This window comes from Caulobacter sp. Root343 (assembly GCF_001425745.1).
Lineage (GTDB): Bacteria > Pseudomonadota > Alphaproteobacteria > Caulobacterales > Caulobacteraceae > Caulobacter.
The window spans coordinates 611,620-634,122 of sequence record NZ_LMDF01000007.1 but is presented as its reverse complement, the minus strand read 5'-3'; the positions used below and the strand labels follow the sequence as shown (position 1 = coordinate 634,122).

Sequence of the window (22,503 nt, the reverse complement as noted above, 5' to 3'; positions counted from 1 at the left end):
CGAACACACCCCTGGCCATCGGGTCCGTTCCGCGCGACCAGCTTCAACGGCGCGGCTGGCGGGGACACTAGCCGCGTAAAAGTGGGCGACGCGCGTTCGCGCCGCCCAGTCCGATCTCGCCAGCCAGGGGAGTAAGCGACGGCGAGATCAACACCCAGAAGACGATCAGGCCCTTGCGCCCCTGGCCTAGAAGTCGGCGCGGACACCAACGACGAACGTGCGGCCTGCGTAGGTCGCGCCATCGACCATCGACTCGCGGTTTTCGTAACGATTGAACTGCACTTGCTTGAGCAGGTTCTGCGCCTGCATCGTCACGCGCGCCCGCCGGTACCAGGGGACCAGGAAGCTGACCTGTGCATCCATGTAGTTGGTCGCGGTCGTGTAGAGGTCGCCTGGAATGTTGTTGCAAGGGCAGACCGACGACAGGTTGGCGTCGCGATGGGTGTAGGACAGACGCGCCGAGAAGCCGTTGCGCATCTCGTAATAGAGCGTGCCGTTATAGGTCCACGGCGCCAGGCCCGCGATCAGCGACTTCGGGTTCAGGGTCGGTGGAATCTGGCCCGAAAGCGACTGGGCAATGTGGGTGACGTTGGCGTTGAACCCCAGACCCTTGCGGATGAAGTCGAGCGGCTGGACCCATTGGACCTCCTGGCCCACCAGCTTGACGACGACATCCGAGTTCAGCTTCTGGCGCACGGTCAGGCGCGCGGCGTTGGGATCGCCGCCGCCAAGGTTGGTGATCCCGGTTTTTTGCCGGTCGCTCAGACGATCAAACAGCAGTCCCGTCTCACCGAACGGCGTGTTGGTGTCGATCGTCGCCGGGTAGTCGAAGATGTCCTTGGCCCACAGGTTGAAGGTCACGACGGACTTGGACTTCGGATACCACTCGATGCCGACGTCGTAGTTGTTGGCGTAAAACGGCGCCAGGCCGGGATTGCCCTTGGTGAAGACGTCGCCGTCCAGGCTCAGGCCGAACGTGGGCGCCAGGTCGGCAGGGTTGGCGCGCGTCACAGTGCGCGCCGCGGCGCCCCGGATGACCAGGCTGTTGGTGAGCAGGTACGAGAGGTTCAGGCTGGGCAGCCAGTTGTGGCTGAAGCTCTTGGTCGCGGGCGCGGTGCGGGTTCCGCCGCCGACCAGGAAGTCGTTGACGATGCCGGCCACCGACTGACGGGTCTCGGTGTAGCGTAGGCCCGCGTTGAAGCGTAGTTCGCGCTCGAAGATCGGCTGGCGGCCATCCGCCATCAGATAGGCCGAGGTGGTGTTCTCGTTCAGCCGCTTGGGCGAGTAGGTATTGAGGTAGTTGCCCGGCTGGTCGCCCGGATTGAGCTCGTTCTTGTAATAGTCGAAATTGACCGCCTGCCGAACCTTATCGAAGTCGAGCACCTTCCAGCCGCCGTTGAAGCCGGCGTCGAAAGGCGCTTTCTTGAAAAGATTCATCGACGGCAGGTCGGTCAGATATTGCGGGATCGCCGAATTGGGGATCGCGCCCGTCAATGAGGTCTGGGTCGAGGCGAAGACCGAGGTGCAGTTGTTGCGGAAGGCGCAGTCCGACGCATTCCAAGTGACGATGTTGCGCTCGAACTCCGAGCGCATCACGCCCGCCGACAATTGCAGGCGTCGGGCGTCACCCCAGGCCAGGTCGGCGCGGAACGACTTCTGGTGCAGGTCCTGTACGGTCGGGATCAGCTGGATGCTGTTCCAGTACCAGTTGGTGTAGGTCGGCAGGTTGATGTTCGAGCCGACCTTCGGCGTCAGATCGCCCGAGGTGTAGCTGTAGGTCGCGTACTGCCCGGTGTTCAGCGGCGTCAGGTTCGAGGCCGGACCGCCGCCCGCCGGGGCGGCGACGCCGGGCGCATAGGTGACGAAGTTCGTCTGTCCCGGGGCTGATTGCAGCGTGTACTGGATCGAATAGTTGGTGAACTTGCCGGTGTTCATCATCGCCGCGGCGGAGAAGCGCAGATTGTCGGTGATGTCCCACTCACCGGCCAAGGAGCGATAGAACAGCTTGGTGTAGGTCTGGGCGTCGGTGCTCTGGCTCAGGAAGTAGGCGTTGCCGAACGTGCCCGAGGTCAGGACCTTGTTCTGGTCGAGCTTGAAGTCGATCGGGATGTTGTTGTTGTAGCTGCGCACGACCAGCATCACATCGTGCTGGCCAAAATCGTTGTTCGACTCGGTCAGGATCGAGTCCAGCTTGAACCGGACGCGCTTCGACGGCCGCCATTCCAGATTCAGCATGCCCGTCGTGCGGTCGCGCTTGCCCACCACCTGTTCGGCGCGCACCAGGCGCGGAACGATCGCGTAGCTGAGGTCCTGGCACGACAGCTTCGACGTACCGCCAGCGACGCCGTTGCCGCACTGGACCAGCGCCGATCCGGCCAGACCAAGGCCCAGTTCGCTCGGGACATTGGTCGGGACGGTGGTCAGGGTCGCCCCTGCCCCGCCGCCATAGCCGGCGGTGCGGTTGGTGGCCGGCGCGGCGTTTGGGTCCAGGGTCAGCGAGTTGCAGCCGAGCACCGTGTTGCGGCAGGCCGCGCCGAGATTCATGGTCGTGTAGCCGACCGTGTTGAAGATCTCGCTGCGATAGTTGCGCGCCGCATAGGCGCCTGAGACGAGGATGCCGATCTCGCCGATCTTGGTGCTGAACGTATTGCTCATGATCGCCGCGGCGCGCGGCGTCGAGGTGCCGTCGGCGTCCTGATACGAGCCCTGCGCCTGCAGATTGAGGTGGAAGCCCTTGCGATCGAAGGCGCGCACCGGCTGCATGTCGATCGAGCCGGCCGTGCCGCCTTCGACCCCGCTGGCGATCGGCGACTTGCTGAGCGTCAGGCGGCGGAACAGCTCCGAGGGCAGGATGTCGAGGCTCGAGCCGCGCCCCTCATTGCCGCCGTTGCTGGACGTGCTGATCGCGAAGCCGTTGACCGTCAACACCGTGAAACCGGCGCTCAGGCCGCGCACGTTGATGTAGGTCCCCTCGCCCGAGGTGTCCCGGTCGATCTGCACCCCGGGCAGGCGTTGCAACGATTCCGCCAGGTTAAGATCGGGAAACTTGCCGATGTCCTCGGCGAAGATCGAGTCGATGAAGTTGGTGGTGTTCTTCTTGGCGTTGGCGGAGCTCTCGAGCGACTGGCGATAGCCGGTGACGACGATCTCCTGGACGATCGACGGCTCGCTCGCCGGCGACGTCGCGGCGGCGGCGGCCTGGGCATGGGCCTGGCCCGCCAGCAGCAAGGCCGGAGCCGCCGCGGCGCCCAAAAGGGCGATGCGAACGCGATTGCGCTCTTGAGTCATGTTTCGTGTCCCTCCCTGCGCCGCCCGCCTGAGACGAGCGATCGTTTGTTTTTTCACGGCGCGATCGCGCGGCGACGCACGATCACTTCCAGCCCCTTCGGCCCTGCGCACATGACGCCAAGCCAACACATCGCCCGCTGTGGCCAGGATTGGTTTGGCCACAATTGCGACTGAGGTCTGACAACCGGAAGGTACCGGTACCGTTTTATTTGCGCAAACTATTTTTGCATGTGCATAGTGCATCGGGAAACGTGTGGTAAACCGCAGCCAGGGGACGTAGGCCACGCGCCTGGTTCGGGCAGGAGCGATGATGGCGCTAGCAGATCACCCGTCTAGGCCCGTGTTCAACGCCGTCTTTTCAGCCACGGCCAATCAGATTCACAGCCATGTGGCCTTACCACTGCCTAGGGGGTCATCTGACGCTAGAGCGCACGCCCTCGGCGCGAGGCGGTCGGGACATTGCGGCTGGACCGTCGCCGCAACCGCCGGCTCGCGGACGGTCGGCGGCGCGAAATGAAGATCCAAGGTTCGGGAGAACTGCATGACGACGACAAGACGCGCGCTCTTCGGAAGCGCCGCAGCAGCGGGCTTGATCGGCGCCTCGAAGGCCTTGGCGGCCGACCTCGTTCCCGCCGGGTTCGATCAGGTCGCCAAGGGGCCGTTCGAGCCGACCTGGGCGTCGCTCGACGCGGGCTATCGGACGCCTGACTGGTTCCGCGACGCCAAGTTCGGGCTGTGGGCCCACTGGGGCGCCCAGTGCGTGCCGGAGGCGGGCGACTGGTATGCCCGCAACATGTACATGCCCGGCCAGCGCGCCTACGACCACCACCTCAGAACCTACGGCCATCCGGCCGACACCGGCTTCATCGACATCTATCCCCAATGGCGGGCTGAGAACTGGAATCCGGACGCCCTGCTGGATCTCTACGCCAAGGCCGGTGCGAAATACTTCGTGGCCATGGCCAACCACCACGACAATTTCGACGCCTATGACTCCAAGTTCCACGACTGGAATTCGGTTCGTATTGGTCCGAAGAAGGACATCATCGGCCTATGGGCCAAGGCAGCACGGAAGCAGGGCCTAAGGTTCGGGGTCTCGAACCATTCGGCCCATGCCTGGCACTGGTTCCAGACCGCGTATGGCTATGACCCCGAGGGGCCGCGCAAGGGCGAGCGCTACGACGCCTTCAAGCGCTTTGCCGCGGACGGGCGAGGACAATGGTGGGAAGGCCTTGATCCGCAACAGCTGTACGGCGGCTCGGTCATGCCATTGCCGGACGGTATCGAAACGAACGCCGCGGCTAATGCCTGGCACGAGGCCAACGACCGAGTCTGGACCGAGAAACCCCCGCTGAACAATCCGGCCTTCACCCGCCAATGGTATCTGCGGTGCAAGGACCTGATCGACAGCTACCAGCCCGATCTCATCTATTTCGACAACTTCGATCTGCCGCTTGGTCAAGCCGGCCTGGACATCGCCGCCCACTACTACAACGCCTCGCTGCGATGGCGCGGCAAGCTCGAGGCGGTGATCAACATCAAACCCCACGACACCCGCCGCCCAGGGATCGTCGCCGACGTCGAGCGTGGCCTGCGCCGCGAAATCAGCCCCGAACCCTGGCAGACCTGCACCTGCATCGGCGACTGGCACTACAATCGCCGCCTCTTCGAGCAAAAGCGCTACCTCCCCGCGGCCGAGGTCATCCACCGGCTCTGCGACATCGTCTCAAAGAACGGCAATCTGCTGCTCAGCATCCCCGTGCGCGGCGACGGCACGATCGACTCCGAGGAGCGGCGGATCGTCGAGGAAATCGGCGCCTGGATGGGCCGGTTCTCCGACGCGATCCATGGCACGCGGCCTTGGACGATTTTTGGCGAAGGGCCGACCGACGTTGCCGCCGGCATGTTCAGCGAGGGCAAGCAGAAGCCTTTTACACCCCAGGACATCCGCTTCACGACAAAGGGTGCGGCGCTCTACGCGATCACCTTGGGTCGGCCCGAAGGCGGACAGGTCGTCGTCAACACCCTCGCCAGAGGCGGACGCCATGCCAAGCGGCCGGTCCGGAAAGTGACTTTGGCCGGCGACAAGACGCCCTTGCCGTTCCATCAGGATCAGGCCGGCCTGCGGGTGACCTTACCCGACAGCGCGCTGCACCCGTTCGGCGTCGCGCTCAGGATCGTGGGGGTTTTGTAGCGATGCTCGGACGAACTGATGGCCTGCGACCATGGACCGGCTGGCTCCTTGCCGAGACTGCAGCACCAGGCGAAGGTCGCAGGCCTCAAGCGCCTGACCAAGGCGGCCTGCCCGGGCGTTTGGTCACGCCAAGCGCCAGCAGCGGAAGTTAGGTTGCCTCCAGGAAGTGGACATTTAGCACCTTGCGCGCCAGCCGACATCGACCCCGGTTTCCGCTATGCCCCGGCGCAGTACACATGTGACGTTGCAAGGTCTCGTCCCGGCGTCTTCCGAGTGTGGCTCACCGCGTCGCTGGCCGAAGTAGGCTTGGCCGCCTCGGCCCACATCAGTGCGGTCGGCGGCCTCAAGGTCGCTTGCAGCTCATGATATCGTCGCCAAATTGGCCAGGACAATTTGTTAGAATTGACAGGCCAATCTCAATTGGTCATGGATGGAACGCGACATAACTCGGCCGTACCGACCCTGACCTCTGGCATTCACTCCGCCGAGTGCGCAATGGTTGGGCCGGTCTTGTCACGCTGAAATTCGAGGCCGACCAAGAGGTCAAATGGGCCCCTGCGACCCACTAATCCGTATGTAAGTGAAGTGTGGTCGTGCGGAGCGGGCGGCACGGTCGTCGAGTTCCAAGCAATTGAGAAATCTTCGCTCAAAAGAAGAATAATAAGGGAAGAAAAGCAATGACTTGGCGCTCAGCGCGACTGCGCATCCTCCTGTTGGTGATCGTCGGCACGATCATCAACTACATCGCGCGGAACTCGCTCGGCGTACTGGCGCCGCAGTTGAAGCAAGACCTGGCGATCACGACCGAGCAGTACAGCTACATCGTCGGCGCGTTCCAGCTGGCCTATACGATCATGCAGCCGATCGCCGGCCTGCTGATCGACAAAATTGGCCTGACAGCCGGGTTCGCCCTGTTCGCCCTTGCCTGGAGCCTGGCCAACATGGCCCACGGCGCGGCGCGGGGCTGGCTGTCCCTGGCGGCGTTCCGCGGCATGCTAGGCATGGCCGAGGCCGCCGCCATCCCGGCCGGCATGAAGTCGATCGGCGAGTGGTTCCCCGATCGCGAGCGCTCCGTGGCCGTCGGCTGGTTCAATGCGGGGACCTCGCTCGGCGCGGTGATCGCCCCGGTGCTGGTCGTGCTGGTCGCCAAGACCTGGGGCTGGCAGGGAGCCTTCTTCGTCACCGGCCTGTTCGGCGTGGTTTTCGCCGGCGTCTGGTTCCGTCTATACCGCTCGCCGGCCAAGGCGGCTTACGTCTCGCCCGCCGAACTGGCCGAGATCCAGGCGGGCCAGCGCCCGGTGGCGGCCAGCGCCACCACCCTGAAGGCGATCGTCGTCACCCCGCGGTTCTGGGCCATCGCCGTTCCGCGGTTCTTGGCCGAGCCGGCTTGGCAGACCTTTTCGTTCTGGATCCCGCTGTACCTGGCCAAGGAGCGGGGCATGGACCTCGCCCACATCGCCCTGTTCGCCTGGATGCCCTTCCTGGCCGCCGACGCTGGCGGTGTGCTTGGCGGCTATCTCGCGCCGTTCCTGCAGAAGTGGCGCGGCCTGAGCCTGGAGTCCTCCCGCATCGCCGGCGTCGCGCTTGGCGCGGTGCTGATGATCGCGCCGGGCTTCGTCGGACTGGTCGGCCATCCGATGGCGGCGATCGCGCTGCTGGCCATCGGCGGCTTCGCCCACCAGGTGATCTCGGTGCTGATCAACACCCTATCGGCGGACGTGTTCGCCAAGGGCGACATCGCCAAGGCGAACGGCCTGGTCGGCATGGCCGGCTGGACCGGCGGCCTGCTGTTCTCCCTGGCGATCGGCCAGCTGGCCGACAAGATCGGCTTCGCGCCGCTGTTCGCCTGCCTCGGCGTCTTCGACCTGCTGGGCGCCCTGTGGCTGTTCGCCATGCGCCGCCATCTGATCGTGAAAGAGGCCTGACGATGCGAAAAGCCACCCTGGCCCAGCCGCCCCTCTTCACCCTGGTCGAGCGGGCCGGCCCCCGCGTGACCCTGCGCGCCGACACCGGCGCGGTCGCCCATGTCTTCGTGCTGGAAGAAGACGTCGTCCGGGTCCTGCTATTGGCGGGTGGCGTCGCGACATCGCCGCCCAGCTGGGCCGTCGCCCCCGGACAGACCGACATCGCCGAGCCGGGCCGCGATCGGATGGACGTCTCCGGTTTCGCGGCTCCCGGCTTCACGCTCGAGGAGACAGAGGGCGTGCTGGTGCTGGCCACCTCGCGCCTGCGCCTGGAGATCACCCTGGCCGGCTTCTTCTGCCGCTGGTCGCAGGCCGGCCCCGACGGCTGGCGCGTCATCGCCGAGGATCGGCCGACCCAGGCCTATAATTTCGGCTGGTGGGACGGGGGCGTCTATCACTACGTCACGCGGCGGCCGGGCGAGCGCTATTACGGCCTAGGCGAACGCGCCGGCGCCATGGACCGGGCCGGACGCCGGTTCCGCCTGACCAACCTGGATCCGATGGGCTACGACGCCTCGGCAGACGATCCGCTCTACAAGTCGATCCCGTACGTGCTGGTCGTCGACGCCGAGGGCGCGGCGCACGGCGTCTTCTACGACACGACCGCCGACCCGGTGTTCGACTTCGGCCACGAGCACGACAACTACCACCCGCACTACCGCTACATGCGGGCGCAGAGCGGCGATCTCGACTACTACATGATCGCCGGGCCCGACGCCCGGGCCGTCACCCGCCGCTACACGTGGCTGACCGGCCGGCCAGCGCTGATGCCGCGTTGGGCGGTGGGCTATTCCGGCTCGACCATGACCTACACCGACGCGCCGAACGCCCAGGAGCGCATGGGCGAGTTCATCGCCGGCGTCAGCCGCCACGACATTCCGTGCCAGTCCTTCCACCTGTCGTCGGGCTACACCTCGATCGGCGACCGTCGCTACGTCTTCCACTGGAACCGGGACAAGTTCCCCGACGTGGAAGGCTTCGTGCGCGGCTATGCCGACGCCGGCGTCGAGCTGGTTCCCAATATCAAGCCGGCGCTGCTGGTCAGCCATCCGCGCTACGCCGAACTGGCCGCGAAGGGCTGGTTCGTCAGCGACGCCGACGGGGATCCGGTGGTCTGCCAGTTCTGGGACGAGGTCGGCAGCTATGTCGACTTCACCCATCCTGACGCCGCCGCCTGGTGGCGCCAGCAGGTGACCGAGCAGTTGCTGGCCCACGGGGTCCGGTCGACCTGGAACGACAACAACGAATACGAGATCTGGGACACGCGGGCCCGCATCGCCGGCTTTGGCGATGCGCGTCCTGCGGCGGGCGAGCGTCCGGTCCAGACCCTGCTGATGATGCGGGCCAGCCGCGCGGCGCAGATCGCGCATCGGCCGGAGGAGCGGCCCTACGTCGTCACCCGCAGCGGCATGGCCGGCATGCAGCGCTACGCCCAGACCTGGTCGGGCGACAACTACACCGCCTGGAAGACGCTGCGCTTCAATCAGAAGATGGGCCTGGGCATGGCGCTGTCGGGCGTCTCCAACACCGGCCACGACATCGGCGGCTTCGCCGGGCCCGCGCCCGAACCCGAGCTTTTGCTGCGCTGGGTTCAGGCGGGCGTCCTGATGCCGCGCTTTTCGATCCACAGCTGGAATACCGACCGCACGATCAACGAGCCCTGGATGTATCCCGAGGCGACACAAGCCATCGTCGGCATGATGCAGCTGCGCCGGATCTTGCAGCCGCTGCTGCACGACCTGCTGTGGCGCCACCACGCCGACTACGAGCCGGTGACGCGGCCGCTGTGGCTGGACTTCCCCGACGATCCGAGGGCCTGGGAGGACGGCGACGTCTATCTGCTGGGACCGGATCTACTGGTCGCCCCGGCCCTCGACCAGGGCGTGGAGACGGTGCGCGCCTACCTGCCGGCGGGGACGGCCTGGCGCGACATCCGCGATGACCGGGTCTATGCGGGGGGCGCGGAATACGATCTCGCCGCGCCGCTCAGCGGGCTGCCGCCGATGCTGGCGCGCGAAGGGTCCGGCCTGCTCGTCGACCTGGCGCCCAGTGGTTTCCGCGACTTCGCCCCCCTCCCCGGCGTCCTGCTCTATCCGCCGGAGAAGACGGGGCGGATGACCTGGAGCGGCTTCGACGAAAACGACGCCGCGCCGCGTAATCCGGGCGCGCCGCAGGGCTGGACCCTCGAGGTTGAGGCCGGCGCCGAGACCCTGTCCATCACGGCTGGTTGGACAGGAGCGACTCCGCCGCCGGCCGACGCTCTGCGGATCGTCCTGCCGCGGACCGAGGCCCGCCGGGTCACTCTGAACGGCGCGATGGCGACCTTGCAGCCAATCCAGGTCATCGGGATCGAGCGCCTGGCCCTGACCTGGGCGGTCTGAAAGAAAACGGCCGGCGCGAGGATGGCACCGGCCGAAGCGGAACTCAGAGGTCGAGGCCCATCAGGGCGTCAGCTTCATCGCCTTCAGCCATAGAGCGTACTGGTCGAACCACGCGTCGCTGGTCGTGCCGTGCGGCTGCGAGGCGAACCCGTGGCCGCCCGCGCTGTACAGGTGGAACTCCACCGAGGCGCCTGACGCCCGCCAGTTCTGGATCAGGCTCAGATCCTGCGAGCGGAAGAAGCGATCGTCGGCGGCCAGGGCGGCGAACAGCGGCGGGGCGTTGGGCGGAACCACGCTCGACTGGGTCGGACCATAGATCATGCCCGCGAAGTCCGGTCGCGCGTCCGGCGCGTTGGCTTGCAAGGCGCCCAGCACCGTCATCGCGCCGGCGGAAAAGCCCAGGACCCCCACCCGCTGGGGATCGACGCCCCATTCTCGCGCATGGGCCCGGACAGCGCGGACAGCCGCTTGGGCGTCGGCGATGGCGTAGGGCGTCTGGCGGGCCCGCGCCTCGCCGCCCTCGCCGCGTTGGAAGGTGGCGGCGAGCGCAGCCTTGAAGCCGTCGAAACCGTCCGAAAGCGGCGTGGTGCGATACTTCAGGATGAACACCCGCACCCCCAGGGGCGCCAGCCGCTTGGCGACGTCGTAGCCTTCGTTGTCCATGGCCAGGAACTGGAAGCCGCCGCCGGGGACCAGGATCACCGCCGGCGCGGCCTTGTCACCCGCCGGACCGCCCGGCAGCAGGGTCAGGCTCGGCCGCGAGACGTTGTAGACGAGGCGCTGGCTGGCGTCCTGGCGGGCCCAGGCCTCGGGTGCGGGATTGGCCTGCTCGGTCGCCACGGGCAGCACGATGGCGGGAGGCTCCTCGGGCGCCGGCGCGGGCGTCACGCCCTTGACCCAGTCGCCGGGGGCGGCGTGGGCGCTCAGGCTGGCCAGGCAAACCGCCAAGCCGGCGAGGAAACCGACCAGATGATGGGAAGGTGCGTTACGCATGGCGAGATCCCTTCGTGTCGCTGCGCGGATCAAAAAAAGGGGGAGCAGGCCAGGCCCGCTCCCCATCGCGTGGTTCGTCCGGGGAGGGTGAAGCCTAGAACTTGGTGTCCACCTTCAGGCCGAAGTAGCGGTCGCTGTCGCGCGACAGCACCTGGGTCACCAGGTGGACGCCGTACGAGCCGAAGCCATCGCCGATACCCGCCACGAAGTGCTCGTTGAGCAGGTTGTTGACGAACAGGGTGGCCTTGACGTTGCCGCGCTCGAGCGCGGCCGAGGCGTTGAGCAGGCCATAGGCCTTCTGCTCCGCCAGCGGGTTGCCCAGCAGGTCGAAATTGACCTTGCTCTGGTACTGATAGTTCAGGCCGAACACGCCCTTCATGTCGCCGCCCAGCTCGCGGGTGACCACGCCGCCGAGGTTGATCTTGAACTTCGGGCTGTTGGGCAGCTGGGTGTTGGAGCGATCCTGGACGTTGCCCAGGCCCGTCGGGTTGGTCGAGGGCGCGCAGCCCGTGCCCGTCTGCGCCTGACCGGGATAGCAGGCGGCGTTCGGGAACGAGAGCACTTGGGCGTCCGTATAGGCGGCCGAGGCGTCCAGGCGCAGCCATTCGACCGGCATGGCCTGGGCTTCGACTTCGACGCCCTTGGTGCGCAGCTTGCCGACGTTGTTCAGCTTCTGCTGCAGGGCGCCGTTGATGTACTGCGACGACTGGGCCTGGAAGTTGTCGTAGTCGGTGTAGAAGGCCGCGACGTTCAACTGCACCCGATTGTCGAAGAAGCGGCTCTTCAGGCCGGTCTCGTAGGACGTCGAGGTCTCGGACCGCACCGGATTCTGGGTGCGCAGCGGCGTGTAGCCCGACGAGATGTCGTAGGCGTAGCCCTTATAACCCGTGGCCGCGCTGGCATAGACCGAGACGCGCGGCGCCAGTTCCTGGTTCAGCGACAGCTTCCAGGTGGCGACGGTGTCCTCGTTGCTGCCGGCGCACAGCTGGCTGCCGGCGCCGCAGGTGCCGATGCTGGTCGGCGACACGTACACCGTGGCGGTCGGCAGGCGGTTGACGAAGGAATCCTCGATCCGCTCGTTGTTGACGCGCACCGCGCCGCTGAGGGTGGTCTTGGTCGGGAACTTGTAGTCCAGGCCGGCGAACGCGGCGACGCTGCGCGTGCTCTGCTCGCCATACCAGCTGGCCAGGATCAGGGCCGGACCGCGCTGGAACGAGCGGTTGGTCTTGGCGTCCGCGTAGAAGGCGCCGACCACGTAGGACAGCGGGCCCTCGCCCTTCGACGTCAGGCGGATTTCCTGGGTAAGCGACTTGGAGTGATACGGGCCCGAGTTGCTGACGCCCAAGCCCGGCGCGACCGGGTTGGTGACGTTGGGCGCCGCGCCATTGACGGCCAGGTTGGTGCCGTCGACGTCGGCCGAGAAGTCGTACTTCCAGTCCTGGTACGAGGTGACGGAGATCAGGCTGGCGAAGCCGAGGTCATAGCTCAACTTGCCGCTGAAGCTGGCCTGCTTGTTGTCGGTGAAGCCGTCGTTGTCGACCCGTGTGCGGCGGTTGTCGGCGCCGGGCTTGATGTCGGCCAGGGCCGGCAGGATCGAGACGCCGTTGTAGCGCGGGATCACCGGCGTGGTCGCGCCGGCCGGCAGGTAGTTCAGGTCGATGTAGCGCAGCGTGGCGGCCGTGCCGTCGGACTTGGACTTGGCGTACGAGCCGCTCAGCGAAAGCACCAGCTTGTCGGTCAGCTCGGACCGCAACTTGCCGTGCACGCCGTACGAGGTGTTGTCGTTGAGGCGGTGGCCGTTGTGCAGGTTGCGGACGTTGCCGTCCCAGTGGTTGTAATAGACGCCGAGGCGATAGCCGGTGCTTTCCGAGATCGGTCCCGAGATGGCGCCGTCGGCCTTGTAGCCGTGGTCCGTGGTGGCGGTCACCGAGGCGTGGCCGCCGAAGGCGATCGACGGGTCGCGGGTGACGATGTTGATCGCGCCGGCGCTGGCGTTCTTGCCAAACAGCGTGCCTTGCGGGCCGCGCAGGACCTCGATGCGCTCGACGTCGGACAGGTTGTCGAAGGCCTGGGCCTGCTGGACCACCGGCACGTCGTCGATGATGACCGCCACCGAGGGTTCCACGCCGATCGAGAAGGCGTAGGTGCCGATGCCGCGCAGGATGATGGCGTTGTTCGGCGAGGCCGTGCTCTGGGTCAGGGTCAGCGAGGCGGCGGCGCGTGTGAGGTCCGCGAACTCGCTGATGCGCTGGTTCTGGATCGTCTCGCCGGTGATGGCCGTCACTGCCACGGGGACGCTCTGCAGATTGGCCGAGCGCTTGGTCGCCGTGACCACGATCTCGGCCAGGCCGGTGGTCTCGGTCTTGTCCTGGGCCGCCGCCAGGCTCGGCATCGCCAGCACACCGGCGGCCGCGCTCGCCAGCAAGATCAACTTATGCATGATACCCTCCCTAAGTATTTGTTTTTAAAAGTTATTTATTGTTAGTACGCTCTCATTCGAGACTGGTCAAGCCAATCTTGAAAGTGGCTGAACAGTTCACGAAGGCGGCGTCATGGCCCAGACGCTTCGTCGCGGGATTCTGGCCGATAGAGGGTCCGGGCGACGGCGTCGCGCCAGCCCTCGAGGCATTGCTCGCGCGCCTGCGGCGCCATCTCCGGATCGAAGCGTCGATCCAGGCGCCAACCCTCGGCGATCGCGCCAAGACTGGGCCAGACGCCCGCCCCCAGTCCGGCCAGAAAGGCCGCGCCCAGGGCGGTGGTCTCGATATTGACCGGGCGTTCGACCGGGGCGTCGATGATGCTGGACAGGAAGGCGCACAGCCATTCGTTGGCGGCCATGCCGCCGTCCACGCGCAAGGCGCTGGGCCGCGAGGCGCCGTCGGCGAACATCGCCGCGATCAGGTCGTGGGTCTGGAAGGCCACGGACTCCAGGGCGGCTCTGGCGATGTGGGCGGCCGAGGTGTCCAGTGTCAGGCCGTGGATCAGGCCCCTGGCCTGCGGATCCCAATAGGGCGCTCCCAGGCCGACGAAGGCGGGGACCATGTAGACGCCATGCCCATCGGGGACTTGGGTCGCCATGCTTGAAGTGTCGGACGCCCGCACGATCAGCCCCAATTGGTCGCGCAACCACTTGATCGCCGCGCCGGCCACGAAGATCGAGCCTTCGAGGGCGTAGGTGGGCTGCCCGTCGAGGCGGTAGGCGACCGTGGTCAGGAGGCGCGTGTGCGAGGTCACCGGCCGCGAGCCCGTGTTCATCAGCATGAAGCAGCCCGTCCCGTAGGTGGCCTTGATCATGCCTTCGTCGAAGCAGGCCTGGCCGATGAGGGCCGCCTGCTGGTCGCCGGCCATGCCTCGGATCGGGATAGGGACGCCGAAGAGATCGGCCTGCGTCTCCCCGAAGTCGGCGCAGTTGTCGCGCACCTCCGGGAGCATCGAAGCGGGGATATCGAAGAGCCGCAGCAGGTCCTCGTCCCAGGCCTGACGGTGGATGTCGAACAGCAGGGTTCGCGAGGCGTTGGTCGCGTCGGTCGCATGCGCGCGGCCACCGGTCAGCCGCCAGAGGAGGAAACTGTCGATGGTGCCGAACGCCAGCTCACCACGCTGGGCGGCTTCGCGCGCGCCGGGGACGTGGTCGAGCATCCAGGCCAGCTTGCTGGCCGAGAAATAGGGATCCAGGCGAAGGCCTGTCCGGGCCTCGACCAGGGGTTCATGGCCGGCTTGCCGCAGCGCCTCGCATCGATCGGTCGTCCGGCGGTCCTGCCAGACGATCGCCGGGTGGATCGCGCGTCCCGTTCGGCGCTCCCAGACCACGACGGTCTCGCGTTGATTGGCGATGCCGATGGCGGCGACCGCGTTCGCGGCGACACCCGCGCCAGCGAGGGCGGCTCGCGTGGTGTCCACCACGTCCCGCCAGATGGTCTCGGGATCGTGCTCGACCCAGCCCAACTCGGGATAGCTCTGGGCGAACTCGCGTTGGTCAACTCCAGCGACGCGCCCCTGTTTGTCGAAGACGATGCTGCGGGTGCTGGTCGTGCCTTGATCGATGGCCAGGATGTAGCGGACGTCGGTCACGCTCTGAACGCCTTGACCAGCGGCGGCGCGGCTTTCCGCTTCAGATAGGCTTCCAGGCGGCCGACCGCTTCGGGCGGCCGGTGCAGGCCCAACTTGCTTCGGCGATAGAGGATATCCTCGGCCGTGCGCGCCCATTCGTTGGCGACGAGATAATCGACTTCGGCGGCATGGAGCCCCGCGCCGAGGTCCTCGCCCAGGTCGGCCAGGCTCCTGGCGTCAGCCAGGATGCGCCGCGCTCGCGTTCCATAGGAACGGACCAAGCGGGCAGCCAGATCGTCGGGAAGGAACGGAAACTCGGCGCGTAGCGCGCGGCCGAAGGCCGCGCGGTCCAGGTCGGGCAGGTCGCCGCCTGGCAGCACGGCGCCGCGCGTCCAGGACGGGCGGGCCTCGGGGAAGAACTCGGCCAGGCGGTCCATCGCCTGGCCAGCCAGGCGGCGATAGGTGGTGATCTTGCCGCCGAACACCGACAGCACCGGCGCCTGCCCTTCCGGCGCGTCGACCTCCAGCACGTAGTCGCGGGTTACGGCAGAGGCGCTGTCGGCGTTGTCGTCGAACAGCGGCCGGACGCCGGCATAGCTCCACATCACGTCTTCGGCGGCGGTCTGCGGGACGAAGTAGCGGTTGATGCTCTCGCAGAGATAATCGACCTCCTCCGGATTGATCTGGGCCGGCCCAGGCGGCGCGTCCCAGGCCACGTCGGTGGTGCCCACCAGGGTGAAGCGGCCCTCGTAGGGGATGGCGAACACGATCCGGCGGTCAGGGTTTTGCAGCATGTAGGCGTGCTCGCCCTCGAACAGACGCGGCACCACGATGTGGCTGCCCTTGATCAAGCGGGTCCCACTGCCCGTCGTCACCTTCAAGGCGTCGCTCAGGAGCTCGGAGACCCAGGGGCCGGCGGCGTTGACGATGGCGCGCGCGCGGACCTGGCGCTCAGGGCCGTCCGCCGGTTGCAGGCGCGCTTCCCAAGTCGCGCCCACGCGATGGGCGGAGACCAGCTTGGTGCGGGTTTCGATCACGGCGCCGCGCTCGCGGGCGTCCACGGCGTTCAGCGTCACCAGACGCGCGTCGTCCACCCAGCAGTCCGAATAGGCGAAGGCCCGGCGGTAGTCGGGCCGCAGCGCGGCGCCTTCCAGCGCGCCCTTTAGGCTGAGCCCGCGCGATCCCGGCAAGCGGCGGCGACCGCCGATGTGGTCGTAGAGAAACAGCCCCAGCCGGACCATCCAGGCGGGACGCGTGGCGTTGGCGTGCGGCAGGACGAACCGCAGCGGCCAGATGATGTGCGGGGCCATGGCCAGCAAGGTCTCGCGCTCCTCGAGCGCTTCGCGGACCAGCCTGAACTCGTAATATTCCAGGTAGCGCAGGCCGCCATGCACCAGCTTGGTGCTGGCCGACGAGGTCGCGCTCGCCAGATCGTTCTGCTCGACCAGCAGGACCGACAGTCCGCGCCCGGCGGCGTCACGGGCCACGCCCGCGCCGTTCACGCCGCCACCGACGACCAGAAGGTCGAACTCCATCCCTGCCGTTCCTCCTGCTTTGAGTCCGTGGTTAGCGCATTGTTGTGAAAATCGCAAATTCGCAATCACAAAACGAAAATTGTTATCGAAATCGCGCGTACATTCGAAAGCATCGGGCACGGCGTCTGGCCAACAGCGACGCCGACGCGCTAAGCCGGACTTGGAGGTGCGTTGATGGCTATCGAGCAGCGTCACGAGGCGATTCTCGCGCTCGCCCGCAAAAGCGGACGGGTGACGGTCGAGGCCTTGTCCGATCAACTCCAAGTCTCGCGTCAGACAATCCGCAAGGACCTCAACGACCTTTGCGACCAGGGATTGCTCAAGCGCGTGCACGGCGGCGCCGTGATCGCCGCGGGCGGCGTCGACAACCTGGAATATGAGGCGCGGCGGGTTCTGGCGCGCGAGGCCAAGGAGGCCATCGGCGTCGCCGCGGCGGCCTTAATCCCCGAAAAGGCCTCGCTGTTCATCAACATCGGCACGACCACCGAGGAGGTCGCCAGGGCCCTACAAGGGCGGACCGGCCTTCTGGTGATCACCAACAATCTCAATGTGGTCGACATCCTGGCGTCTTCACCCGGCATCGAGGTGATCGTGGTTGGCGGGCGAGTGCGCAGCGCCGACCGCGCTTCCGTCGGCGCTTTCGCGGTCGACTTCATCCGCAACTTCAAGGTGGATTACGCCATCATCGGCGCGTCGGCGATGGACGAAGACGGGTCGCTGCTCGACTTCGACATCAACGAGGTGCAGGTGTCACAGACGATCATCCAGAGTTCGAGACGGGTGATCCTGGTCGCCGATAGTCAGAAGCTGGGCCGTCCGGCACCGGTGAGGATCGGGCACATCGGCGACGTCCACGTGTTCGTCACCGACCGACTGGAGAGCCCGGATCTGGCGGCGAAATGCGAAGCGCGTGGGGTGCGCGTTATCGAAACGGCGATCAAGTAGGTCGGCTGCACGTCTCCTAGACCACCAAATAGTCCGCGCGTTGACCGAGGACTCTCCGTCTCAACGCTAGATTACGTCGATTACACTGGACGACGATCCGTCGCCGCCGTTCGATCATCCGCAGACCGGTGAGCAACGCCGGCGTACGGGAGGATCGAACCGATGGACGACCGCGTCGCGCCATTGCTCAACGGCTTACGGATCACCTTCAGCCAAATTCGGGGCTTCGTCACAGTGGCGTCGACGAACAGCTTTCGGCAGGCCGCCGAGGCCCTGAACCTGTCGCAGCCAGCCTTGACCAGCCGTATCCAGCAACTGGAAGAGGGCCTGGAACTGCGCCTTTTCGACCGCAATACGCGGACCGTGGAGCTCACCGACGCCGGCCGCGAATTGCTGCCCGTCTTCATGCGGATCGTGAACGATCTGGAGGGCGCCGTCATCAACGCCCGGGATCACGCCGCCCGCGCCGGCGGCATGATCCGTGTGGCCTGCCTGCCGTCCTGCGCCGCAAGCGTGCTGCCGGAGATCATCCGCCGCTTTCGCGCCGACCGACCGGAGGCGACCTTCGTCGTCGAGGACGCGATGGACGAGCAGGTCCGAGCGCGGGTCCGCTCCGGCGACGTGGACTTCGGGATCTGCGTCCGCCACGACGGGGACGCCGACCTGGACAGCGAGGACCTGTTCCAGGACGACCTGCTGGTCGTCTTCCGTCCGAGACATCCGCTGAGCGAGGTCGAGCGGATCACCGTCCGCACCCTGGCGCGCTATCCCCTGATCCTGACCTGTCGCAACAGCAGCGCCCGCGCGGCCGTCGATCGCGCCTTCGCCGCCAACGGCCTGAGCGTGACCCCCGCCTGCGAGGTCACCTACACCCTGACCGCCGCGGCCTTGGCCGGGGCCGGACTGGGCGTTGCGGTCCTGCCTTCGACCTCACCCGAGGTGCGCAGCGTTCATCTGGTCGCCCGACAGGTCGACGACCCGGGCTTCGCCCGGCACATCGTGCTGATCCGCCGACGCAGTGTGCCCATGCGCCGGATCGCCGCCGCGTTCATCGAGAGCATCCGGGTCCACGGCGACTCCGTGCGCTCAAGTCGCCCAGCGGTCTCGGAATGATCCCACGGCGGCGGCGTAGGCTCGCCCGCCGCCTTGCCACACCGTGAAAAAGAACGGCCGCCCGCGGAGGAACGGGCGGCCGTCAAAGCGCAGGACAGGCGCTCAGGGTTTCAATTTCGCGGCCTTGACCTTCACGGCCGCCTTGGCGTCCAAGGCGGCCGCCGAGGCGCCGACGGCCACCTCGTAGGTTCCCGCGTCGATCCGCCAGCCCCGCGCCTTGACGTCGAAGTCGGCCAGCAGTCGGCGATCGGCGGTGATGGTGACGCGCTTGGTCTCACCCGGCCGCAGTTCGACGCGCGACCAGCCTAGCAATCGCAGCTCCGGGGCTCCCGAGCGCGCGGTCAGATAGACTTGCGGCACGTCGGCGCCGGGTCTGTCGCCGGTATTGGTGATGTCGAAACTGGCGGTGATCGTATCGCCGCCCGCGACCTTTAGCGCGCCATAGGAAAAGCGGCCGTAAGACAGGCCGTGGCCGAACGGGAACAACGGCTTGAAGCCCTTGCGGGCATACCAGCGATAGCCGATGTCCGACCCCTGCGGGTGCGGGGCGTCGAAGCTCTTGGTCTTTTCGGCGACGACCTCGGGCGGATCGGTGAAGCTGGGACCCAGATAGCCGAAGCCGGCGACCTGGCGGTTGGGGAGCTGGTCGAGCGAGGCGGGGAAGGTGATTGGCAGCCGCCCCGACGGGTTGACGTCGCCGAACAGCACGTCCGCGATCGCCTCGCCGCCCTTGACGCCAGGGTACCAAGCCTCGACCACCGCGCCGACCTGGTCCAGCCAGGGCATCAGCACCGGCCCGCCGGTCTCCAGCACCACGATGGTGTTGGGATTGGCGGCGGCCACGGCGGCCACCAGACCGTCCTGTCCCGAAGGCAGGGACAGGTCGCCGGCGTCGATCGATTCCATCATCCACTGGGTCACGAAGACGATCGCCAGGTCCGCGTCCTTGGCCAGGGCCGCCGCCTCCGACGGATAGCGCCCGTCGGAGAAGCGGACCATGGTCTCCTTGCCGAGCTTGGCCTTGATCGCCTTCAACGGCGACGACGGGTGATAAACTTGCGAGGCGAAGGCGGCCAAAGGCCCCTCGCCTCCCACCGGAACGGCGGCGGCGTTGCCGGTTCCGGTGATCACCTGGGCCGAACCGCCGCCGGATAGCACGCCCGTGTCGGCGTAGCCGCCGACCACCACGATCTTCCGGGCGCCCTTGGCCAGGGGCAGCAGGCCCCGGTCGTTCTTCAGCAGCACGATGCCCTGCTCGGCCGTGGTCCTGGAAACCTTGGCGCCGGCTAGGTAGTCGACCGGCTGTCCCTGGCGCGACGCGGTGTCGAACAGGCCGACCGCGAACATCGAGCGCAGGATCCGGCGCGACATGTCATGGATCCTGGCCTCCGCGACCTCGCCCTTGCCGACGGCCTCGCGCAGCGGCTTGTCGAACCAGACCTGCCGATCCAGCTGCGCGCCGGACTGCTGGTCCAGGCCGTTGGCGGCGGCGCGGATGCCGGGAACCGCGCCCCAGTCGGACATCACCCAGCCCGGCCAGGCCCAGTCGCCCTTCAGCACCTTGTTGAGCAGGAGGTCGTTGTCGCAGGCATAGTGGCCGTTGACCTTGTTGTAGGCGCACATCACCGAGCCAGGCTGGCCCTTCTCGATCGCGAACTGGAAGGCCAGCAGCTCGCCTTGGCGCAGGCCCTGCTCGTCGATCACGGCGTTGACGACGTTGCGCCCGGTCTCCTGATCGTTGAGGGCGAAGTGCTTGACGGTCGAGACGACGTGACGGTCCTGGACGCCCCGCACCGCCGCCCCGGCCAGGGTCCCGGCCAGCAACGGATCCTCGCCGAGATACTCGAAGTTGCGGCCGTTGCGCGGTTCAGCAGCCAGGTTCAGGCCGCCGCCCAGCAGGACGTTGAAGCCCTTCCGCGCGGCCTCCTCGCCGACCACCGCGCCGCCGGCATAGGCGTTGTCCGGGTTCCAGCTGGCGGCCAGGGCCAGGCCCGCCGGCAGGGCCGTCGCCGTATCGCCCTTGCGCACCCCACCGGGATTGGCGACGCCCAGGCTGGCGTCGGTCTCGCGCAGAGGCGGCACACCCAGTCGTGGAATGCCCGCGACATAGCCCGCGCCTGGGACGGCGTCCTCGGGGATCTTGGCCCCGGGGAAGAACGGCAGCGGCATGACGCCGTGCAACAGCCCGTAGCGCTCGTCCTCGGTCAGGGCCTGGTCGAGCAACCGGGCGCGCTCTTCCGGTGAAAGCTTGGTGTTCATCCAGGAGCGCTCGGCCGGAGGGGCCTGGGCCGAGGACTGGCAAGCCAAGGCGAGCGCGGCGCAGGCCGTCGCGCCGCCCAGAAGCATGTGTCGCAACATGGGTTCTCCTCGCCCTACCGGCCGGCGGTCGCGGTCGACGGCTTGGCGGCCGCCTCCGTGACGTCCATGCGCGCCTTCCAAGGCTCCGACTTGGCGGTCGCCACGCCGTCCGCGCCAAAGTCCATCAGGACGTCGGCCTTGGCGTCGTAGGCTGGCCATTTGGCCAGACCTGGCCCGTTCGGATCACCGGTCTTGGCGAAGTTGGCGAAATAGGCATTGGCGGCCTTGGCGATGGCCGCGTCCTTGGCGGTCAGGGCCGCGCCGTACTTGGCCTTCACGGTGTCGAAGACGTAGGGAATGTCGGTGGCGTGCGGCGCCCCCATCTTCCACTCGCCCTTCATCGAGTCGGCGACGTAGGAGAACCGGTACTCGTAGGCCGGGACGCCTTGGGCCGAGATGACCTTGGCCACGAACCGGGCGGACTCGACCATCATCTTGTCCATCGCCACCTTGTAGGCGACCAGGCGCACGTCGGCGTCGCCGGCGGGGTCGTAAGCGGCCTTGGCCGCGTCCTTCAGCGGGCCGAACGGGTCGAACACCTGGTCCTTGGTCTGGGCGAAGCCGAAGCCGATGTCGGCGCTGGTCGCCCCGACCATGACCGGCCCCTTCACCTGGGTCCCGGCGCGGTAGGCGGCCTCGGGGTCGGCGACCACGATCTTGCCGTCCATCATCGGGCCACCGTAGGTCGGCGGGCCGTTGGGATTGAACATGGCGGCCATGTTCAAGCCCGCCAGCACCTTCTCGGCCGGCAGGGCGCGCAGGGCGGCCAGCGCCTCCGGCCCGGTCCCCTCGATCCCCACGGATTTGGCGAAGTTGACGCCGATCGTCTCGGCGGACGGAACGCCCGGCAGGTCCTGGCTGAGGCGCCGCGGCCCCATCAGGCTGCCCCGGCCGCCGCCGGACATGATCGCCGCCTTCTGGAACAGGCCCTTGGACTCCGGCGAGGTCAGCAGCATGTGCGTCGAGCCGCCGCCGGCGGACTCGCCGAACACGGTGACGTTGTCGGGATCGCCGCCGAACGCCGCGGCGTTCTCCTTGACCCATTTCAGGGCCGCGATCTGGTCCATGTAGCCGTAGTTGCCCAGGCGCCCGCCGTCGGCGTTGGCGGCGGTCAGCGCGGGGTGGCCGAAGAAGCCGAACCGGCCCAGGCGATAGTTGAAGCTGACGAAGACGACGCCCCGGCGGGCGAACTGGCTTCCGTCATAGACCGACGGCGAGCTACCGCCGTTCACGAAGCCGCCGCCATAGATCCAGACCATGATCGGCAGCTTCTTGGCCGCGGCCCCCGCCGGCCGCCAGACGTTAGCGACCAGGCAGTCCTCGGCCGGCTTCGTGCCCAGAGGCGCCGCGTCGCTAGGGAACGGCTGCTGCATGCAGTCGGCGCCATAGGCCGTAGCCGGACGCACGCCCGTCCACGGCTTGGCCGGCTGCGGCGCGCGCCAGCGCAGTTCGCCCACCGGCGGCTGAGCGAAAGGAACGCCCTTGAACGACAGGACGCCGTCGTCGACCGCGCCCTGGATCTTTCCCGCGCCGATCGTCACCACGTCCGAAACGGGCGCCGCGCCGGCGGTTCCGACGCCCAAGGCCAGGGCGCAGGCCGAAACCCACAAAACCATTCTCATCTTCGTTTCTCCCGAGGCGCCCGGTCGGGCGCCGCATGTCACACTGAAAGCTCAACCCGC

General features: G+C 67.2%; 12 protein-coding genes. 5 read left to right on the top strand and 7 right to left on the bottom strand.

The annotated features are described in order from the left end of the window. Positions 1-186: 186 nt before the first annotated feature. Positions 187-3,288: a TonB-dependent receptor gene (locus ASC70_RS15495; RefSeq protein WP_056051556.1), complete on the bottom strand. Its 3,102-nt coding sequence runs from the start codon at positions 3,286-3,288 to the stop codon at positions 187-189. Positions 3,289-3,829: 541 nt separating this feature from the next. Here ASC70_RS15495 and ASC70_RS15490 point away from each other — a divergent pair. From ASC70_RS15490 to ASC70_RS15480, 3 genes are all read left to right on the top strand, one after another. Next, positions 3,830-5,482 carry an alpha-L-fucosidase gene (locus ASC70_RS15490; protein WP_056051555.1) on the top strand — a complete coding sequence of 551 codons (1,653 nt, stop codon included), beginning with the start codon at positions 3,830-3,832 and terminating at the stop codon, positions 5,480-5,482. A 677-nt stretch (positions 5,483-6,159) separates the two neighbouring features. Then, positions 6,160-7,407, top strand: coding sequence for an MFS transporter (locus ASC70_RS15485; RefSeq protein ID WP_056051553.1), 1,248 nt, complete (start codon positions 6,160-6,162; stop codon positions 7,405-7,407). Between the two features lie 2 nt (positions 7,408-7,409). After that, positions 7,410-9,827 (top strand): TIM-barrel domain-containing protein, encoded by a 2,418-nt coding sequence (locus ASC70_RS15480; RefSeq protein ID WP_056051550.1) that lies wholly within the window; start codon positions 7,410-7,412, stop codon positions 9,825-9,827. A gap of 60 nt (positions 9,828-9,887) precedes the next feature. Here the strand turns inward: ASC70_RS15480 and ASC70_RS15475 are convergent, their stop codons facing one another. The 4 genes from ASC70_RS15475 to ASC70_RS15460 form a co-directional block, all read right to left on the bottom strand. Continuing rightward, positions 9,888-10,820, bottom strand: coding sequence for an alpha/beta hydrolase (locus tag ASC70_RS15475; RefSeq protein WP_056051548.1), 933 nt, complete (start codon positions 10,818-10,820; stop codon positions 9,888-9,890). Positions 10,821-10,914: 94 nt separating this feature from the next. Next, the gene (locus tag ASC70_RS15470; protein ID WP_056051545.1) at positions 10,915-13,260 is read right to left on the bottom strand and encodes a TonB-dependent receptor; all 2,346 of its coding nucleotides are present in this window, start codon (positions 13,258-13,260) and stop codon (positions 10,915-10,917) included. A 110-nt stretch (positions 13,261-13,370) separates the two neighbouring features. Next, positions 13,371-14,891 (bottom strand): glycerol kinase GlpK, encoded by a 1,521-nt coding sequence (glpK, locus tag ASC70_RS15465; RefSeq protein WP_056051544.1) that lies wholly within the window; start codon positions 14,889-14,891, stop codon positions 13,371-13,373. Then, positions 14,888-16,405, bottom strand: a complete 1,518-nt coding sequence (locus ASC70_RS15460; RefSeq protein WP_056051542.1) for a glycerol-3-phosphate dehydrogenase — start codon at positions 16,403-16,405, stop codon at positions 14,888-14,890. Before ASC70_RS15460 ends, glpK begins: the two co-directional genes overlap by 4 nt. 174 nt (positions 16,406-16,579) lie before the next feature. On the opposite strand from ASC70_RS15460, the gene ASC70_RS15455 reads away from it, so the two are divergent. After that, the gene (locus ASC70_RS15455; RefSeq protein WP_047405431.1) at positions 16,580-17,350 is read left to right on the top strand and encodes a DeoR/GlpR family DNA-binding transcription regulator; all 771 of its coding nucleotides are present in this window, start codon (positions 16,580-16,582) and stop codon (positions 17,348-17,350) included. Positions 17,351-17,512: 162 nt separating this feature from the next. Then, entirely contained in the window at positions 17,513-18,463 is a 951-nt protein-coding gene (locus ASC70_RS15450) for a LysR family transcriptional regulator (protein WP_056051538.1), read from the top strand. 102 nt (positions 18,464-18,565) lie between these two features. On the opposite strand, the gene ASC70_RS15445 is transcribed toward ASC70_RS15450, so the two are convergent. Both ASC70_RS15445 and ASC70_RS15440 read right to left on the bottom strand, forming a co-directional pair. Next, positions 18,566-20,821, bottom strand: coding sequence for a beta-glucosidase (locus tag ASC70_RS15445; RefSeq protein ID WP_056051536.1), 2,256 nt, complete (start codon positions 20,819-20,821; stop codon positions 18,566-18,568). A gap of 14 nt (positions 20,822-20,835) precedes the next feature. Further along, positions 20,836-22,443 (bottom strand): carboxylesterase/lipase family protein, encoded by a 1,608-nt coding sequence (locus ASC70_RS15440; protein WP_056051533.1) that lies wholly within the window; start codon positions 22,441-22,443, stop codon positions 20,836-20,838. Between the last annotated feature and the right edge of the window lie 60 nt (positions 22,444-22,503).

What these genes read in the sequence shown, in the direction of transcription:
- ASC70_RS15495 (WP_056051556.1), bottom strand. Translation starts at nt 3,288, where the DNA reads ATGACTCAAGAGCGCAATCGCGTTCGCATCGCCCTTTTGGGCGCCGCG.
- ASC70_RS15490 (WP_056051555.1), top strand. Translation starts at nt 3,830, where the DNA reads ATGACGACGACAAGACGCGCGCTCTTCGGAAGCGCCGCAGCAGCGGGC.
- ASC70_RS15485 (WP_056051553.1), top strand. Translation starts at nt 6,160, where the DNA reads ATGACTTGGCGCTCAGCGCGACTGCGCATCCTCCTGTTGGTGATCGTC.
- ASC70_RS15480 (WP_056051550.1), top strand. Translation starts at nt 7,410, where the DNA reads ATGCGAAAAGCCACCCTGGCCCAGCCGCCCCTCTTCACCCTGGTCGAG.
- ASC70_RS15475 (WP_056051548.1), bottom strand. Translation starts at nt 10,820, where the DNA reads ATGCGTAACGCACCTTCCCATCATCTGGTCGGTTTCCTCGCCGGCTTG.
- ASC70_RS15470 (WP_056051545.1), bottom strand. Translation starts at nt 13,260, where the DNA reads ATGCATAAGTTGATCTTGCTGGCGAGCGCGGCCGCCGGTGTGCTGGCG.
- ASC70_RS15460 (WP_056051542.1), bottom strand. Translation starts at nt 16,405, where the DNA reads ATGGAGTTCGACCTTCTGGTCGTCGGTGGCGGCGTGAACGGCGCGGGC.
- ASC70_RS15455 (WP_047405431.1), top strand. Translation starts at nt 16,580, where the DNA reads ATGGCTATCGAGCAGCGTCACGAGGCGATTCTCGCGCTCGCCCGCAAA.
- ASC70_RS15450 (WP_056051538.1), top strand. Translation starts at nt 17,513, where the DNA reads ATGGACGACCGCGTCGCGCCATTGCTCAACGGCTTACGGATCACCTTC.
- ASC70_RS15445 (WP_056051536.1), bottom strand. Translation starts at nt 20,821, where the DNA reads ATGTTGCGACACATGCTTCTGGGCGGCGCGACGGCCTGCGCCGCGCTC.
- ASC70_RS15440 (WP_056051533.1), bottom strand. Translation starts at nt 22,443, where the DNA reads ATGAGAATGGTTTTGTGGGTTTCGGCCTGCGCCCTGGCCTTGGGCGTC.